This window comes from Aminobacter sp. J41, assembly GCF_000526635.1.
GTDB lineage: Bacteria > Pseudomonadota > Alphaproteobacteria > Rhizobiales > Rhizobiaceae > Aerobium.
This window is the reverse complement of sequence record NZ_JAGL01000017.1, coordinates 60,448-76,533: the sequence shown is the minus strand read 5'-3', so window position 1 is coordinate 76,533 and position 16,086 is coordinate 60,448. Positions and strand designations below refer to the sequence as shown.

14 protein-coding genes are annotated in these 16,086 nt (G+C 65.2%); 1 reads left to right on the top strand and 13 read right to left on the bottom strand.

Annotation, left to right across the window (positions count from 1 at the left end; all coding sequences use genetic code 11):
• Positions 1 to 76: 76 nt before the first annotated feature.
• The 7 genes from L630_RS0112845 to L630_RS21435 form a co-directional block, all read right to left on the bottom strand.
• Positions 77 to 877, bottom strand: a complete 801-nt coding sequence (locus L630_RS0112845; protein WP_024848657.1) for a 3'(2'),5'-bisphosphate nucleotidase CysQ — start codon at positions 875 to 877, stop codon at positions 77 to 79.
• Positions 864 to 2,207 (bottom strand): TldD/PmbA family protein, encoded by a 1,344-nt coding sequence (locus L630_RS0112840; RefSeq protein WP_024848656.1) that lies wholly within the window; start codon positions 2,205 to 2,207, stop codon positions 864 to 866. The genes L630_RS0112845 and L630_RS0112840 overlap by 14 nt, the downstream gene beginning before the upstream one ends.
• 112 nt (positions 2,208 to 2,319) lie before the next feature.
• The gene (locus L630_RS0112835; protein ID WP_024848655.1) at positions 2,320 to 3,180 is read right to left on the bottom strand and encodes a patatin-like phospholipase family protein; all 861 of its coding nucleotides are present in this window, start codon (positions 3,178 to 3,180) and stop codon (positions 2,320 to 2,322) included.
• Complete coding sequence (locus tag L630_RS0112830; protein WP_084465979.1) at positions 3,181 to 4,545, bottom strand: pitrilysin family protein; 1,365 nt, start codon at positions 4,543 to 4,545, stop codon at positions 3,181 to 3,183.
• Positions 4,545 to 5,846 carry a pitrilysin family protein gene (locus L630_RS0112825; RefSeq protein WP_245263728.1) on the bottom strand — a complete coding sequence of 434 codons (1,302 nt, stop codon included), beginning with the start codon at positions 5,844 to 5,846 and terminating at the stop codon, positions 4,545 to 4,547. The genes L630_RS0112830 and L630_RS0112825 overlap by 1 nt, the downstream gene beginning before the upstream one ends.
• Before the next feature lie 154 nt (positions 5,847 to 6,000).
• Positions 6,001 to 6,555 carry a 16S rRNA (guanine(966)-N(2))-methyltransferase RsmD gene (gene rsmD / locus L630_RS0112820; protein ID WP_024848652.1) on the bottom strand — a complete coding sequence of 185 codons (555 nt, stop codon included), beginning with the start codon at positions 6,553 to 6,555 and terminating at the stop codon, positions 6,001 to 6,003.
• 27 nt (positions 6,556 to 6,582) lie between these two features.
• Complete coding sequence (locus L630_RS21435) at positions 6,583 to 8,109, bottom strand: pseudouridine synthase (RefSeq protein ID WP_051473244.1); 1,527 nt, start codon at positions 8,107 to 8,109, stop codon at positions 6,583 to 6,585.
• 79 nt (positions 8,110 to 8,188) lie between these two features.
• On the opposite strand from L630_RS21435, the gene L630_RS0112810 reads away from it, so the two are divergent.
• Positions 8,189 to 8,635, top strand: coding sequence for a nucleoside deaminase (locus L630_RS0112810; protein WP_024848651.1), 447 nt, complete (start codon positions 8,189 to 8,191; stop codon positions 8,633 to 8,635).
• Between the two features lie 36 nt (positions 8,636 to 8,671).
• Here the strand turns inward: L630_RS0112810 and L630_RS0112805 are convergent, their stop codons facing one another.
• The 6 genes from L630_RS0112805 to L630_RS0112780 all read right to left on the bottom strand — a co-directional run bounded on the left by L630_RS0112805 (position 8,672) and on the right by L630_RS0112780 (position 16,002).
• On the bottom strand, positions 8,672 to 9,217 hold the full coding sequence (locus L630_RS0112805) for a hypothetical protein (RefSeq protein ID WP_034330272.1): 546 nt from the start codon (positions 9,215 to 9,217) through the stop codon (positions 8,672 to 8,674).
• A gap of 188 nt (positions 9,218 to 9,405) precedes the next feature.
• Positions 9,406 to 12,315, bottom strand: a complete 2,910-nt coding sequence (gene ileS, locus L630_RS0112800) for an isoleucine--tRNA ligase (protein ID WP_024848649.1) — start codon at positions 12,313 to 12,315, stop codon at positions 9,406 to 9,408.
• Positions 12,316 to 12,547: 232 nt separating this feature from the next.
• On the bottom strand, positions 12,548 to 13,345 hold the full coding sequence (locus L630_RS0112795; RefSeq protein ID WP_024848648.1) for a MipA/OmpV family protein: 798 nt from the start codon (positions 13,343 to 13,345) through the stop codon (positions 12,548 to 12,550).
• Positions 13,346 to 13,425: 80 nt separating this feature from the next.
• On the bottom strand, positions 13,426 to 14,412 hold the full coding sequence (locus L630_RS0112790) for a bifunctional riboflavin kinase/FAD synthetase (protein ID WP_024848647.1): 987 nt from the start codon (positions 14,410 to 14,412) through the stop codon (positions 13,426 to 13,428).
• 3 nt (positions 14,413 to 14,415) lie between these two features.
• Complete coding sequence (locus L630_RS0112785) at positions 14,416 to 15,267, bottom strand: TIGR01459 family HAD-type hydrolase (protein ID WP_245263727.1); 852 nt, start codon at positions 15,265 to 15,267, stop codon at positions 14,416 to 14,418.
• A gap of 96 nt (positions 15,268 to 15,363) precedes the next feature.
• Positions 15,364 to 16,002, bottom strand: a complete 639-nt coding sequence (locus tag L630_RS0112780; RefSeq protein ID WP_024848645.1) for a DNA-3-methyladenine glycosylase I — start codon at positions 16,000 to 16,002, stop codon at positions 15,364 to 15,366.
• Between the last annotated feature and the right edge of the window lie 84 nt (positions 16,003 to 16,086).

The following is a 16,086-nucleotide window of genomic DNA, read 5'->3' as shown; positions in this document are numbered from 1 at the left end:
AATCAATTTGCGCAAATATGTAACCATTTAGGTAACATCACGTCCAAATGTCACCAATTGGGCAACAGTCGAATCGCTAGGATTCCATGCCGGAAATCACTCCGGCCATATCACCCAGAAGCTTGCCGCTACCTGCCACCAGCGCGCCATGACGCGGATTTTCGCCCGCGTAGAGCGGTGCGGCCCCGTTGGTGTCGAGCACCTTTCCGCCCGCCCGGCGCAGGATCACGTCGGCAGCGGCAAGGTCCCAGTCATGCGAGTTCGGCTTGACGAAGGTAGCGTCGAGCTGCCCGTTCGCGACCATCGCGATGCGGTAGGCCAGCGACGGCACGTAAGGGATAACCGGCCCCTGGCGGATATAGGGAGGAGCGAGCGAGATCATCTGCTTTGGGCCCGCGATGCGAGGCTCGACGGGATTGGCTGAGACAGTGATCTTCTCGCCGTTCAGCAGCGCATCGCTCGCCAGCGTCGCCTCGTAGATTTCCTGCTTGGCCGGACAGTCGAGCACGCCCACCAGCGAGATGCCATTTTCGACTACCGCGATCGACACGCACCAAGTCGGCTTGCCCTCGATAAAGGCACGGGTGCCGTCGATCGGATCGACCACGAAGGTGCGGCGCGCCTTCAGGCGCTCGCGGTTGTCGGCGGTTTCCTCGGAGAGCCAGCCATAGTCCGACCGCGCCGACAAAAGTTCGCGCCGAAGGAATTCATCGACGGCGATGTCGGCTTCGCTGACCGGCGAGGAGCCTTCCTTGAACCAGGTCTCGGGATCGTTGCGGAAGTGGCGCATGGCGATTTCGCCGGCTTCGCGCGCCGCATCCCGGATCAGCCGGAGATCTGCCTCAAGGTCGGCCAGAAGTGCGTCATTCGCCGGCAAGCGTCATGCCCTCGATCAGGAGTGTGGGAGCGGCGGTGCCGTAGTTGCGGTCGAGGTCGTTCGCGGGAAGCATGTTCATGAACATGTCCTTGAGGTTTGCCGCGATGGTGACCTCGGCGACCGGGAAGGCCAGGTCGCCGTTTTCGATCCAGAAGCCCGACGCGCCGCGCGAATAGTCGCCCGTCACCATGTCGACGCCCTGCCCGAACACCTCGGTGACGTAGAAGCCGGACTTGAGCGAGCGGATCATCTCTTCCGGCGACTGCTCGCCCGGCTCGATCGCAAGGTTGGTCGAGGACGGCGATACGGAAGACGCCGAACGCGAACCGCGGCCGTTGGTGACGAGGCCTAGCTCGCGTGCGGCCGATGACGACAGGAACCAGTGGTTCAGGACGCCCCGGTCGATCATCGTCAGCTTTTGGCCTTCAATACCCTCGCCGTCGAACGGACGCGAGGACTGGCCGCGGATCTTCAGCGGCTCGTCGGTGACGGTGATGGCGGCGGAAGCCACCTGCTGGCCCATGCGGTCGCGCAGGAAGCTGGTCTTGCGGGCAACAGAGGCGCCGTTGATCGCACCGGCCAGATGTCCGGCAATGCCGCGCGCCACGCGCGGATCGTAAATGACGGTAACCGGGCCGGTCTTCACCTTGCGCGCGCCAAGGCGGCGCACCGCGCGCTCGCCCGCACGCTTGCCGATCTCGGCGCTGGCGTCGAGGTCGGCAAAGTGCAGCCGCGAGGAATAGTCGTAGTCGCGCTCCATGCCGGTGCCCTCGCCTGCGAGGACGCTGACCGAACGCGTGAAGCGGGTCGCCATGTACTGGCCGAGGAAGCCGTGTGAGGTGGCAAGCACCAGCCCGCCCATGCCGGCCGAGGCTCCGGCGCCGCCGGAGTTGGTGACGCCGTTCACGGCAAGGGCCGCCTCTTCCATCGCCAGCGCGTCCTCGCGCAGCCGGTCGGCGGAAACCTCAGTCGCGTCGAACAGGTCGAGATCCTTCGGCGCGCGGGCAAGCAGCGCTTCGTCGGCGAGCCCCTGGTAGGGATCTTCAGGCGAGGCCTGTGCCATGGCGACGGCGCGCTCGGCGAGCCTGTTCACATCGGCGGACGCGTTTGCGGACACGCTTGCCACCCGCTTGCCGACGAAGACGCGCAGGGCGACGTCGTCGCTTTCGGACGACTCGGTTCCCTCGACCTTGCCGAGGCGGACGGAGACGCTGGTTGAGCGCGAGCGAATGGCGACAGCATCACACGCAACGGCGCCTGCCTTGCGCCCAGCTTCCACGAGGCGCGCCACGAGATCAACGAGGCTGCTTGAATTGATAGGTCCGCTCATTGTCACTCTCATCTGCGCCCGGAAGGGCTAGGCGGGATTATCTTTCCATCTATGGCCCGGGCCGCCCGGATGCAATGGCCCGGACGGTTGCTCCGCGCCGAAAGCACCGGCTTCAGGCAAGGTCCTCGGCGTTGAAGCGCTCGACAGCCTGCTCGATGGCGAACTTGAGCTCGTCGCGGATCGCCGCCGTCTCCTCCAGCACCTGCTTTACCTTCAGGAAGTCGAGGATGCGGAATTTCGACACCGGCGGGCGCAGCATGATGTGCGGGCGCGAGCGCTGCAGCTTCAGCGAGGTGATCGACTGCATCATGATCTGGCCCGCGCCTAACACCAGATCGATCGAGCCGGGGCGTCCCTCGCGGTTGGGGTTAGGCGTGCCGACGACATCGATGGCGATGACGATGTCGGCCTTGTCCATCAAAAGGTCGAACGGCACCGGGTTGGAAATGCCGCCGTCGATCAAGAGCTGCTCGCCGCGCTCGACCGGCCGGAAGATGCCGGGTACCGCCGCCGATGCGGCCACGGCCGGCAAAAGCTCGCCGCTGTCGAAGACGATCTCCTCATTGCCGTAGAAGTCGGTCGCCGTCACCGCGAGCGGGATCGTCAGATCCTCGAAGCGTTCGGGCAATGCCGCGGGCAGGAAGGCCCGCAGGATGCGCGAAATGTCGAACTGGCCGATGCGCACGCCACCGCCGAACACCCCGGCGATGTTGCTGGGACGCGAGCGCCAGACCCTTGCCGCCACTTCGGCCGGCCGCCCGAGGGTTTCGACCGTATACTCGCGGATTTCGCGGCCGCTCATGCCGGCGGCAACGCCCGCGCCGACGATGGCACCGATCGACGAGCCGGCAATCGCAACCGGGCGAATGCCGAGCTCATCCAGCGTTTCGGCGATGTGGATGTGCGCAAGGCCGCGCGCGCCTCCGCCGCCGAAAGCGATAGCGAAGGTGGGGTCGCGCGGCCGTGCGTCCATCTACTCTTCCTTCTTCAGCTCCGGTCCGATGATGAGGATGGCGGGCTCCGACTTCAGCAGGCGCTGCGCGGCGGCCTTCACCTGTTCCTTCGTCACCGCCTCGATATAGCCGACGCGGCGGTCGATGTAGTCGATGCCGAGGTTGTCGCGCTGCAGCTCAAGCAGCGTGGAGGCAACGGCGGACGAGGAGTCGAGGTTGTTGATCGGGTAAGCGCCGATCAGATATGTCTTCGAGGTAGTCAGCTCGTCCTCGGTAATGCCTTCCTCGGCGAGCTTTGAGATCGTCTCGCGCATGACCGCGAGCGCTTCCTCAGCCCGGTCGGCGCGGGTCGAGGTGCCGATCACCAGCGCATCCGAATAATCGGAAGTCTGCAGGCCGGAGCCGACGCCATAAGCAAGGCCGCGCTTTTCGCGCACCTCGTTGAACAGGCGCGACGAGAAGGTGCCGCCGCCAAGAACATGGTTCATGATGTAGGCGGCAAAGAACTCCGGATCCTCGCGTTCGAGGCCGGGATAGACCAGCTGCAGCGTCGCCTGCGGCAGGTTGTACGGATGGTGCACCACCTGGCCGAGCTTCGGCTGCGTACGCTCGATCGGCACGAGATCCGGGTCCTGCGGCAGCGGACCAAACACGCGGTCGAGTTCCTTTTTCAGCGTCTCGGCATCAATGGCGCCAACGACGGCGACATGCAGGTTCGAACGAGCGAAGATGCGCTTGTGGAGTGCATGCAGGTCGTCCGGTGTCACCGAGCCAAGCGACTCCAGCCTGCCATCCGAGCGGCGGGCGTAAGGGTGGTCGCCGTAGAGCGCCTTGGCAAACTTCTCCATGCCCTGCTCGTTCGGATCGCGCAGCGCGCGTTGGATCTGGGTGTTGAGCTGGGCACGGATACGGTCGACTGGCTGCTGGTCGAAGCGCGGCGAGTTGACCGCAAGGCGCAAGAGGTCAAACGCGTTGTCGCGCTCCTCGGCCAGCATGCGCATCTGGCCGTAGATGGCATCGCGCGTCGCGCTGAAGCTCATCTCGGCGCCGACCTCATCGAGGCGCTGCTGGAAGGCGTCAGAGTCTAGGTCGCCCGCACCCTCATCAAACAGGCCGGTCATCAGGTTGGCGATGCCTTCCTTGCCGGCAGGGTCCTGCGTGGTACCACCCTTGAAGGCGAAGCGAACGGTGATGATCGGGACCGTATAGTCTTCGACCAGCCACGCGGTCACGCCGCTGTCGGACTTCACCTCCTGGATGTCGACGCCCGCACGCGCGGCCAGCACCGCCGGCATGGTCACGAAGGCGACCGCGAGCAGGACAGTCGCGCAAAGCTGCGTCAGGCGGCTCGTGCCCTGCCTGTTCTTCATCATAATGCTCGCCATCAGTTCGCCTCCTCGGGCAGCAAGTAGCCGGCAACCGAGCGCCGGTCATCGAGGTACTTCTTCGCCACCTTCTGCACTGCCTCGGGGGTGACTTCGCGGATCCTGTCGGTCCACTTGGCGACGTCCTCGACGGTGCTGCCCGTGGTCAGGGCCGAACCGTAGATGCGCGCCATGCCGGACTGGTCGTCGCGGGCAAAGATCATCGAGCGGAGGTAACGCTTCTTAGCCTTTTCGACCTCGTCTTGCGTAACTCCCTCGTCCACGATCTTAGCGATCTCGGCATCGATCGCCTTCTCGACCTGTTCGAGCGTCGCCTCGCCGCGCGGCGAGCCGTAAACGCCGAAGCTGGTGTCGTCGAGCGAGACGCCCTGGTAGAACGCCCCAGCCGACGAAGCGATGCCCTGCTTGACGATCAGTTCCTGATAGATGCGGCTGCGCAGGCCGCCGCCAAGAACTTCGGAAAAGATGTCCAGCGCCTCGGCCTCGCCCGGCTCGGCGGTACGGTACGACGGCACCACCCAGCGCTTGGAGAAGCTCGGCACCGCGACGCGGTCGTCCGTCAGCTGGACGGTACGCTTGGTGTTCTGCTCCGGCTCGGTTGGGCGCACGCGCTCCTCGAGCTTGGGACCACGCGGGATTTTGCCATAGATCTCGGTCGCCATCTCGCGCACTTCGCCGGGATCGACGTCGCCGGCGACGACCAGCACCGCGTTGTTGGGCGCGTAGTAGCGTTTGTAGAAGTCGATCGCGTCCTCGCGGTTCAGCTGCTCGATCTCGTGCATCCAGCCGATCACCGGGATGCGATAGGGATGGTTCTGGTAGAGGGTCGCCGAAACCTCTTCACTCAGAAGTGACGACGGATCGTTCTCGACCCGCGAGTTGCGCTCCTCGATGATGACGTCGCGCTCGGGCCCGATCACCTCGTCGGTGAGGACGAGATTGACCATGCGGTCGGCCTCGAACTCCATCATGGTGCGCAGCTCGGTCGGCGCGACCTGCTGGTAATAGGCGGTGTAGTCGTAGGAGGTGAAGGCGTTCTCGCGGCCGCCAACCTCTGCCACGCGCGCGGAGAACTCGCCAGGGGCGTGGTTGGTCGTGCCCTTGAACATCAGGTGCTCGAAGAAGTGGGCGATGCCGGACTTGCCCGGATCCTCGTCGGCGCTGCCCACCTTATACCAGAGCATGTGCGTGACCACCGGCGCGCGCCGGTCGGGAATGACGACAACCTCAAGCCCGTTGTCGAGGCTGAAATAATCTACGCTGGGTGCCTGCTCGGAAAATGCAGTGACGGGCACTGTCATGAAGACCGCTGCGATTGCGGCTCGCCGCACCGCGCCGGGAATCAAATTCATCTGATCTTCCTTCTGCTGACGCCATGGAAGACATAGCGCCTCCACCGTCGCGCGCCTATCCCCGCGCGACTGCCACCGTCTTCGCGGCGAAGAGTGACGAAAGTCAGGCGTTGCGGCAGAACGTGACCGTCGTGTCGCCGTAGTCGCGGCGATCGACGAGCTTCAGGCCCGCAACCGGCTGGAAAGGCGTGGCGGAAGCTTCTTCCACCACGATCAGCGCGTCAGGCTCGAGCCAGCCACCCTTGATGGCCTCAGCCAGGGCAAGTTCGCCAAATCCTTTGCCGTAGGGCGGGTCGGCGAAGACGAGCTTGAACGGCTGCAGCGTTCCGGCGCTGCCGAGCGTCGTCGCATCGCGCCGGAAGATCTTTGTCCGGCCCTGCAGGCCGAAGGTCTCGACATTGGTGCGGATGAGGCCGCGTCCTTCCGCCGATTCCTCGACGAAGACGCAGTAGGAAGCCCCGCGCGACAGCGCCTCGAGGCCGAGTGCCCCGGTGCCCGCGAACAGGTCGAGGACGCGCACGCCCTCGAGATGCTCCGGATAGCTATGGGCGATGACGTTGAACACCGCCTCGCGGGTGCGATCGGTCGTCGGGCGGATGGCGCTGGAACGAGGTGTTGCCAGCGCCCGTCCACGCATATCCCCGCCAACGATCCGCATCGCCTGCCCCGCTTCTTCCCTCTGGATTTACTTGTCGCCGCGCGGCTTGCGCGGGCCGGAACCCGGCTTGAACGGGCGACCGCCCGCCGGCTTGCCCGGCTTCCCTGACTTGCCCTGCGGGCGCGGCTTGCCGGCATAGCGGCGCTCGGAAAGCTCCGACGCCTTCTTTTCGCCGACGGGACGCGCCCCCGGCGCCATCCAGACATTGGCTTTGCGCGGACGCTGTTCGACGATCTCATCCTCGCGGCGGCGCGACGGCTTCCTGCCGGCACCTGCACCTCTGCCGGCGCCTGCGCTCCTGTCGCCACCGGCGCGCGGCGGCTTGCGCGTGTCGAGACGGCCAAGTGCGTCCTCGCGCTTCTGCTCGCGCTCGCGCTTACGGTTCGGTCGCTCGACCGGCTCCGCCGCCTTCTCTTCCTGCTGCTGGGTCTTTGCGGATACCGGCTTGTTGGAGAAGACGTTGATGATCGGCGCGTCGAAGTTCGCGCCCGATTCCTGGATCAGACGCTCGCCGAGCTGGTCGCGCAGTGCCTTGCCCTTCAGCTCGCGGATCTCGCCTTCGGCAAGCTCGCCCAGCTGGAACGGACCGTAGGAGACGCGAATCAGGCGCGTCACCTCGAGGCCGAGCGCGCCCATCACGTTCTTGACCTCACGGTTCTTGCCTTCGCGGAAGCCAACGGTGAGCCAGGCGTTGGTGCCCTGCTCGCGGTCGAGCGTCGCCTCGATCGCACCATAGAACACGCCGTCGATGGCAATGCCGTCCTTGAGGCCTTCGAGCGCCTTCGGCTCCACCTTGCCGTGGACGCGCACGCGGTAGCGGCGCAGCCAGCCGGTCGACGGCAGCTCGAGCACGCGGGCGAGACCACCATCATTGGTGAGCAGGATCAGGCCCTCGGTGTTGATGTCGAGGCGGCCGACCGTGACGAGACGCGGCAGCCCTTCCGGCAGCACGTCGAAGATGGTCTTGCGGCCTTCCGGATCGCGACTGGTCGTCACCACCCCGGCCGGCTTGTGGAACAGGAACAGGCGCGTGCGCTCGATCGGCGGGATTTCCTTGCCGTCGAGTTCGATCTTGTCGGTCGGCTTCACGTTGACTGCCGGGCTGGTCAGCACCTTGCCATTCACCTTGATGCGGCCGTCGACGATCAGGCCCTCGGCGTCGCGACGCGAGGCAATGCCCGCGCGCGCAAGGCGCTTGGCGATACGCTCGCCGCCATCTGCCGCGGCTGGGGCATCTGCATTGTCGCGCCGGAAATTGTCACGCTTGAACGGACGCGGCTTGTCGCCGCCACGGCCAGCGGCCGGACGCTTGTCGCCGTCGCGCTTCTGGAAGCGCGGGCGCTCGCCAGCCGCGCCTGCCACCTCTTCCTGGCGCTCGCGCTTGCCGGGGCGCGGCTTTCTCGGCGCGCTGCCGTCCTTGCCGGCAAAGGCACGCTTGGCGCCATCTTGGCGCTGGAACGGCTTCTTGTCGCCGTTACGCCCACCGGCAAACGGCTTCTTGGGGCCACGCCCCTTTCCGCCTGCGCCGGCGGGTTTGTTTTTGTCATCAACCATGGTGGCAATCGCCTTTCAGCGCGGGTAACTATCAGAGCACGTTGGCCCTTGCGAGTGAAATGTCATCGACACGTTGTCTATGAAACCTGTGTCCTTCATGGATGCCGCCTTCGCCGAGGCGGAGGCCGCTGCCATGCGGGGAGAAGTACCGATCGGCGCCGTCGTGGTTCTGGACGGGCAGATTATCGGCAGCGGCGGCAACCGGACAAGGGAACTGAACGATCCGACCGCCCATGCGGAAATCCTTGCCATCCGGGAGGCTTGTGGCAAGGAAATGAGCGAGCGCCTGCCCGGCGCGGATCTCTACGTAACCCTCGAACCATGCCCGATGTGCGCTGCTGCTATCTCGTTTGCGCGGATTAGACGGCTCTATTTCGGTGCGGCTGACGAAAAGGGCGGTGCCGTCGTGAGCGGCGCGCGGCTCTACAACCTGCCGACCTGCCATCACGCGCCTGAAGTTTATTCGGGCATCGGCGAAATCAGATCAGCCGAAATGCTGAAGTCCTTTTTCAAGGAAAGGCGCTGAGTCTACAGGTTCAGCGCCGGTAGTCAGGCAATCAGCCTAGAGCCACGGAACGTAATCGCGCCAGGACGACTTACCCGCAGCGCGCTTGGCATCGCGCGCCTTCTTGGCCTCGTCGACACCGATGTCACCTGCGGCGGCGCCGGCCTCTGGCTGGCGGTAGGTGAGCGGCGGTTCGCTGAGGTAGCGGCGGTTGGTCGCCTCGCCCTGCTGGCCCTCGCGGATGCGGCGCTGCAGCTCGATGCGCTGGTCCTTGGTATTGACGACCGACGGGCTTGCGCCGTTGTTGGCGTCAGCCTCGGCGCGGATGCGGCGGCGGCGCTCCTCCGGCGATTCCGGCCAGGCCGGGTTCTCGGCGGAAGCGACTTCCTGCTGCGGCTCCGGCAGCACCGTGGTGGTGGGCGGACGCACCAGCTCGCCGCGCGGCGTGTAGCGGATGTCCGGCTTGTCCTGCGGACCGAGCGCGAGGATGCCCGTGACGTCTTCCATCAGCTGCTGGTTGGCGGTCTTTCCGGTGCCGTAGGTCGGCGAGGACATGCAGCCAGCCAGAAGAACAGCAGCGCAGGACGCGGAAAGGCCAATCATCAGCGGGATGCGCCCGCGCGTCTCAATGCGATCGATCTTCACTGCACAGCCTCTCAAACCGGCGTTGAACGCCTAAACTGACCTGTTCTTGCCAGACAATCCGGCGACAACAAGGCGGCACCACCGCGCCGCCTTTTAACCTATAGCTAACCCATAGCGCAATTGCGGACAACGCGCTGAGGATTTGTCTACAGGCGGCCGAGCGCCTTCAGTTCGCGAAGTGCCGCAGCGTCGCGGGCCGAAACGTCCGGGAACTCCGGATCGGAACCCACGTCCGTCGTATAGCGCCAGGAACGGGCGCACTTGGTGCCCTTCGCCATGGCCGGCACGACGGCAACGCCCTTCACATCGTCGAGCGTGAACGCGCCTTCCGGCGCATCGCTGTCGAGGATGGTGATGTCGCTGGTGATCGAGACCTCGGCCATGTCGATGTCGGCGATCGCGGCGCGCAGCTCCGCGTCGGTGACATAGACGACCGGGGCAGCCTCGAGGGACGAGCCGATGCGCTTCTCGCGCCGCTCGATTTCCAGCGCGCCGGTGATGACGCGGCGGACCTGACGGACCTTGCGCCACTTGGCGGCAAGCTCCTCGTTCTTCCACTCGGCGGGAATGTCGCGGAACTGCTCGAGATGCACGGACACGGCGTTCGGGTAGCGGGCAAGCCACGCTTCCTCGGTCGTGAACGGCAGCATCGGCGCCAGCCAGGTGACGAGGTTGTCGAACAGGTGGCGGACAACAACGATCGATGCCTTGCGGCGGATGCTCGACGGTGCGTCGCAGTACAGCGCATCTTTGCGAACGTCGAAGTAGAAGGCCGACAGCTCGACGACCATGAAGTCGATCAGCGCGCGGGTGACGCGCTTGAAGTCGAATGCGTCGTAACCCTTGCGCACGACCTCGTCGAGCTCGGCGATGCGGTGGAGCATCAGGCGCTCCAGCTCCGGCATCTCGGCCAGCGGCACGTCCTCGCCCTCGTCATGCGCAAGCGTGCCCAGCATCCAGCGGATAGTGTTGCGCATCTTGCGGTAGGCGTCGACGTTGGTCTGGATGATGTTCTTGCCGAGGCGCTGGTCTTCCCAGTAGTCGGTCGTCATCACCCACAGGCGCAGGATATCGGCGCCCGACTGCTTGATGACTTCCTGCGGGACGACCGTGTTGCCGAGCGACTTCGACATCTTGCGGCCTTCCTCATCCATGGTGAAGCCATGGGTGATGACCGCGTTGTACGGCGCGCGGCCGCGGGTGCCGCAGCTTTCGAGCAGCGACGAGTGGAACCAGCCGCGGTGCTGGTCCGAACCCTCGAGGTAGACGTCGGCCGGCCACTTGAGGTCCGGTCGATCTTCCAGCGTGAAGGTGTGGGTCGAGCCCGAGTCGAACCAGACGTCGAGAATGTCCGTCACCATCTGCCACGGCTCGCCGGCGCGCTCGCCCAGGAAGCGCTCGCGCGCACCTTCTGCGAACCAGGCATCGGCGCCCTCGGCCTCGAATGCCTCGAGGATGCGGGCGTTGACCTTTTCGTCGTTCAGCACGTTGCCGTCGGCATCGACGAAGACGCAGATCGGCACGCCCCACGCCCGCTGGCGCGACAGCACCCAGTCCGGACGGTCCTCGATCATGGCGCGCAGGCGCGTCTGGCCTGCCGGCGGCACGAAGCGGGTCTCGTCGATCGCCTTGAGCGCACGGGTGCGCAGCGTGGTGCCATCGCCGAGGTCCTTGTCCATGTAGACGAACCACTGCGGCGTGTTGCGGAAGATGACCGGCTTCTTCGAGCGCCAGGAGTGCGGGTAGGAGTGCTTCAGGCGGCCGCGGGCAAACAGCATGTTGGCGCCGATCAGCGCCTCGATGACGGCCTTGTTGGCATCGCCCTTCTTGCCGTTGTCGTCGATGACCCGTGCGGCACCGCCCTCGCGGTCCGGACCGAAGCCCGGCGCGTCCTTGGTGAAGTAGCCGGCATCGTCGACCGTGAACGGGATGCGGGTGTCGATGCCGCGCGCGGAAAGATCCTTTGCCGCATCCATCCAGGCATCAAAGTCCTCGCGGCCGTGACCCGGCGCGGTGTGGACGAAGCCGGTACCGGCATCGTCGGTGACATGGTCGCCCGCCAGCATCGGCACGCGGAATTCGTAGCCGCCGCCAAGACCCTTGAGCGGGTGAGCGAGTTCAAGCGCGCCGAGCGTCTCGCCCGAGACGTCGGCCAGGCGCTTGTACTGCAGCTTGGCCTTGGCGAAGGACTCTTCGGCGAGCGCGTCGGCGAAGATCAGCTTCTCGCCCGGCTGCGGGCCAAAGTCGTTCTCGGCTGCGGTAACCTCGTAGAGGCCATAGGCAATGCGCGGCGAAAAGGCGACGGCGCGGTTGCCGGGGATCGTCCACGGGGTGGTCGTCCAGATCACCACATAGGTGCCGGCGAGTTCGTCCGAACCACTGACCACCGGGAACTTCACCCAGATCGTGTCGCTCTCATAGTCGTGGTACTCGACCTCGGCCTCGGCAAGCGCCGTGCGCTCGACCACCGACCACATCACCGGCTTCGAGCCGCGATAGAGCTGGCCCGACATCGCGAACTTCAGAAGCTCGCCTGCGATGCGCGCCTCGGCGTGGAAGTTCATCGTCGTGTAGGGCTTCTCGAAATCGCCCTCGATGCCGAGACGCTTGAACTCCCCCGTCTGCACGTCGATCCAGTGCTGCGCGAATTCACGGCATTCCTGGCGGAATTCGTTGACCGGAACCTCGTCCTTGTTCTTGCCGGCTGCGCGGTACTTTTCCTCGATCTTCCACTCGATCGGCAGGCCGTGGCAGTCCCAGCCCGGCACATAGTTGGAGTCATAGCCGCGCATCTGGAACGAGCGGGTGATGACGTCCTTGAGCACCTTGTTCAGCGCGTGGCCGATGTGGATATTGCCGTTGGCGTAGGGAGGGCCGTCGTGCAGCACGTAGAGCGGACGGCCAGCGGCGCTCTCGCGCAGCTTCTTGTAAAGATTGATGTTCTGCCAGCGTTCAACGAGCTTCGGCTCGTTCTCCGGTAGCCCGGCGCGCATCGGGAACTCGGTCTGCGGCAGATAGAGGGTTTTCGAATAGTCGATCTTTTCGGCGGTGGTCATGGTCTCATCGCATCGTCAGCCCGGGCAGCGGCTCGCGGGCAAGGCTATGGTCAAACGGCAGGGCGCGTGGAAGACGCGCAAGAATCCCGGACCTTCCGGCGACCTTCAGGCCGCCCGGAAAGCCGGGCCACTAATTCGTATCGACGCGAAGATAGGTGCGCGCTGGGTCATGGCCCGCGCTTTTAGCCGAGCCTGACCGGGGAATAAAGAGGCGATTCGCCGAAGGCGCCGCTTACTGGAACGAAAAATCAAAGCGGTAGGTCGCCGAAGCGCCGACCGTGACCTGGTTTTTCGATCCGCGCTCGCGCACGAGGCTCGACTTGGCGGCGGGGCCGACCAGCCGCTCGTACTCGAGGAAGACGCTGGTGGTGATCTCGTCGGTCGCGCGCCAGTTGACCGCGCCGCCCGCACCGAACGACTTCATGCCGCCGCCAGGCTTGTACTCCGAAAGGCCCGAAGCAGCCGACTCGGCTGCATTCACGCCGTAGTAGGTCTCGAAATAATCCTTCGTCGCAAAGGACATGCGCGGACCGGCAGAAATCTGCACGGTGTCGGTCATGTCGAAGAAGGCGTCGGCGGCAACGTCGAGCACGACCGCGTCGTGGGTGCGGATGCCATGGCGTACCTCGCCGCGGACGCGGGCGAAGTCGGTCGGGTACACTTCGGCGAAGGCGCCGGCCTCGCCACCGAACTTCACCTGCGACAGGCCGCGCAGGTCACGGTGGTCGTCCTCGTCGCGCTTGAAGATCAGCTTGCCGGTTGCGCCGGCGCGGAAAGTGCCGGTGTCGATCAGCGACAGCGAAATGTTGTCGTTGCGCGAGGTGAACCGAGCCGAGCCGCCGGACTTGCCAAGCGAGATCAGCGGCTGGAACGCGAACTTGTTCTTCGACGCGCCGTCGAACTTCGGCTTCGACATGATGGCGCCACCGACCTTGAGGTACCAGTCGCCTTCAAACAGGTTCTGGGCCGATGCCTGGACCACGCCGAGGCCCAGTACGGCCACGGTGCAAATCAGAGTTCCAAATTTCATGATAACCCGCCTACGCAATACAAAGGGGTGCCCCACAGCACTGCGCGGATTGAGTAAAATTTGAATGAATCGACGTTACGTCAGAACGCGATTTTGAGGTCGATTTCCGACAGGGGCGTCACGCCCGAAAGAAGCGCCCTCGCCTCCTCCTCGTCGCGTTTCATCTGCACGATCAGCGGATCGAGCCCGTCGAACTTCACCTCGCCGCGCAGATAGCCGAAGAACGACACCGAGCAGCATTCGCCGTAGAGGCTGTCGGAAAAGTCGAACACGAAGGTTTCGAGCAGCGGCGCGCCGTCATCATCGACGGTCGGACGCCGGCCGAAGCTGGCAACGCCGTCATGCAGCGAGCCATCCGGACGGCGCAGGCGCACGGCGTAGATGCCGTGCTTCAGGCTGTTGCTGACTGCCAGCTCCATGTTGGCTGTGGGGAACCCCAGCTCGCGGCCGAGCTTCTTGCCGTGGCTGATCTCGGCCATGACCGTGTAGCGGTAGCCGAGCAGACCGGCTGCTTGGGTCACATCGCCTTCTGTCAGCAGACCGCGGATGCGGCTCGACGAGATCACGCCGGAGCCCTCGTCGCAGAAGGCGTCGACGAGCGTCACGCCAAAGCCGCGCGCGTTGCCCTGCTCCAACAGGAAGGCAGGGGTTCCCTCGCGGCCTTTGCCAAAATGGAAGTCGTAGCCGGTGACGACGTGGCTGATGCCGAGTTCCTTGAGCAGCACCCGCTCGACGAACTGGGTCGCGGTGCAGGCGGAAAATTCCTGGTCGAAGTGCTGCTCGACGACGCCATCGAAGCCCAGCGCCTCGAGAAGCCGCGCGCGCACCGGCGCTGTGGTGAGGCGAAACAGCGGCGTGTCGGGCCTGAAGGTCTCGCGCGGGTGCGGCTCGAAGGTCAGGACCAGCGCCGGAACGTTCTTCCTGCGCGCCTCATCCAGCGCGCGTTCCAGCACGGCCTGATGCCCGCGATGCACACCGTCAAAGTTGCCGATTGCCACGACGCCGCCGCGCAAGGCTGCCGGCAGCGCAGTCGTCGAGGGTATGCGCTGGATGCGAGTTTCGGTCATCAGCTATCTCAAGCGTGGAATGACGGCCACCGGCGCGAACCCATGCTTGTCAAGGAAGGCTGCGAGACGCACCGGGTCCGGGGACAGCGTGTCGCCATAGTCGGCGGCGTGGATGCCGCCGGAGACGTAGAGGACGTCAATGCCGTTGGTCACGCCGCCCTTGACGTCGGTCAGGACGCCGTCGCCGATGGCGACCGCTTCCGAGCGGGAGACCTCGCGCCCGAGCACCTCGCTCGCGGCGGCAAGTGCTGCCTCGTAGATCGGGCGGTGCGGCTTGCCGGCGATCTCGGTGCGGCCGCCAAGCTGGCCGTAGTCGCGCGCAAGGGCGCCCGCGCACCAGATCAGCTTGTCGCCGCGCTCGACCACGATATCCGGATTTGCGCAGATGAACGGCAGGTTGCGCATGCGCAGACGCTGCAGCATCTCGGCATAATCTTCCGGCGTCTCGGTGTTGTCGTCGAACAGGCCGGTGCAAACGACGGCGGCAGCCTCGAACTCCTCGACGATCTCGACGTCCAGTCCGTCATAGAGAGTCAGGTCGCGGTCGGGGCCGATGTGGAAGATTTTTCGCGGGGCGTGGCGGATCAGCTCGCGCGTCACGTCGCCCGAGGTGATGATGCGGTCCCAGGCATCGTCCGGTACGCCGAGCGAGGCAATCTGCTCACGCACATCCGGGCTCGGGCGCGGCGCGTTGGTGATGAGGATGACGGGAAGCCCCTTCTGGCGCGCCCGCTGCAGGGCCGCGACCGCGGAAGGGAAGGAGGCGACGCCGTTGTGGATCACGCCCCAGACGTCACACAGGATAGCGGAATAGTTCCCAGCGATGTCGTCCAAGCTCTCGATCAAATTCGCCATGAACCCGCTCATTCTCCTGTCATCACCAGCCTCGCCGCCGGCGTCAGGGAATTAGCTTAACGTGCCGCTGGTGTCACCCGCTTTCGCGTGCATGCGTCAGACGGGACGGCGGAAAGCCGCGCGCTTCTCCTCGATTCGGGGGCGGCAGACGCAGCCCTCGATGTGATCGTTGACCAGCCCCATCGCCTGCATGAAGGCGTAGACGGTGGTCGGCCCGACGAAGCTCCAGCCGCGCTTCTTCAGCTCCTTCGAGATGCGAATCGAGGTCGGCGTCTTGCCAAGGGTGCGCAGCGTCGCCCAGTCGAGCACCTGCGGCCGCTCGTCCGGGCCCGGCTCCAACGACCAGAAGAAGCGCGCGAGAGAACCCTTTTCTTCCGCGAGCTCCACCGCGCGGCGGGCGTTGTTGTAGACCGAGGCGATCTTGCCGCGATGGCGGACGATGCCGGCATCCTGCAGGTTCCGCTCGATGGCGGCCGCCTCGTCTTCTTCCGCCAGCTTGCGGAAGTCGAAGCCGTGGAAGGCGACGCGGAAATTCTCTCGCTTGCGCAGGATCGTCAGCCAGGACAAGCCGGACTGGAAACCTTCGAGGCAGAGCTTTTCGAACAGGCGGATATCGCTGTCGACCGGATGGCCCCATTCCTGGTCGTGATAGCGCAGATAGTCCGGCAGGTTGCCGTGCCACGCGCAGCGGAGCGCGCCATCCTCGCCTGCGACCAGCCCCTCCCCGATGCTCATCCCCGCAATCCTTCCTTTACCAAGCCGCGAAACCCGAAGGTAACCATGCGGAAAGGTTTATGCGATCGCCGGCATTTTATGGAA

What these genes read in the sequence shown, in the direction of transcription:
- L630_RS0112785 (WP_245263727.1), bottom strand. Translation starts at nt 15,267, where the DNA reads ATGGCGAATTTGATCGAGAGCTTGGACGACATCGCTGGGAACTATTCC.
- L630_RS0112825 (WP_245263728.1), bottom strand. Translation starts at nt 5,846, where the DNA reads ATGACAGTGCCCGTCACTGCATTTTCCGAGCAGGCACCCAGCGTAGAT.
- ileS (WP_024848649.1), bottom strand. Translation starts at nt 12,315, where the DNA reads ATGACCACCGCCGAAAAGATCGACTATTCGAAAACCCTCTATCTGCCG.
- rsmD (WP_024848652.1), bottom strand. Translation starts at nt 6,555, where the DNA reads ATGCGGATCGTTGGCGGGGATATGCGTGGACGGGCGCTGGCAACACCT.
- L630_RS0112835 (WP_024848655.1), bottom strand. Translation starts at nt 3,180, where the DNA reads ATGGACGCACGGCCGCGCGACCCCACCTTCGCTATCGCTTTCGGCGGC.
- L630_RS0112790 (WP_024848647.1), bottom strand. Translation starts at nt 14,412, where the DNA reads ATGACCGAAACTCGCATCCAGCGCATACCCTCGACGACTGCGCTGCCG.
- L630_RS0112840 (WP_024848656.1), bottom strand. Translation starts at nt 2,207, where the DNA reads ATGAGCGGACCTATCAATTCAAGCAGCCTCGTTGATCTCGTGGCGCGC.
- L630_RS0112830 (WP_084465979.1), bottom strand. Translation starts at nt 4,545, where the DNA reads ATGGCGAGCATTATGATGAAGAACAGGCAGGGCACGAGCCGCCTGACG.
- L630_RS21435 (WP_051473244.1), bottom strand. Translation starts at nt 8,109, where the DNA reads ATGGTTGATGACAAAAACAAACCCGCCGGCGCAGGCGGAAAGGGGCGT.
- L630_RS0112780 (WP_024848645.1), bottom strand. Translation starts at nt 16,002, where the DNA reads ATGAGCATCGGGGAGGGGCTGGTCGCAGGCGAGGATGGCGCGCTCCGC.
- L630_RS0112810 (WP_024848651.1), top strand. Translation starts at nt 8,189, where the DNA reads ATGAAACCTGTGTCCTTCATGGATGCCGCCTTCGCCGAGGCGGAGGCC.
- L630_RS0112805 (WP_034330272.1), bottom strand. Translation starts at nt 9,217, where the DNA reads ATGATTGGCCTTTCCGCGTCCTGCGCTGCTGTTCTTCTGGCTGGCTGC.
- L630_RS0112795 (WP_024848648.1), bottom strand. Translation starts at nt 13,345, where the DNA reads ATGAAATTTGGAACTCTGATTTGCACCGTGGCCGTACTGGGCCTCGGC.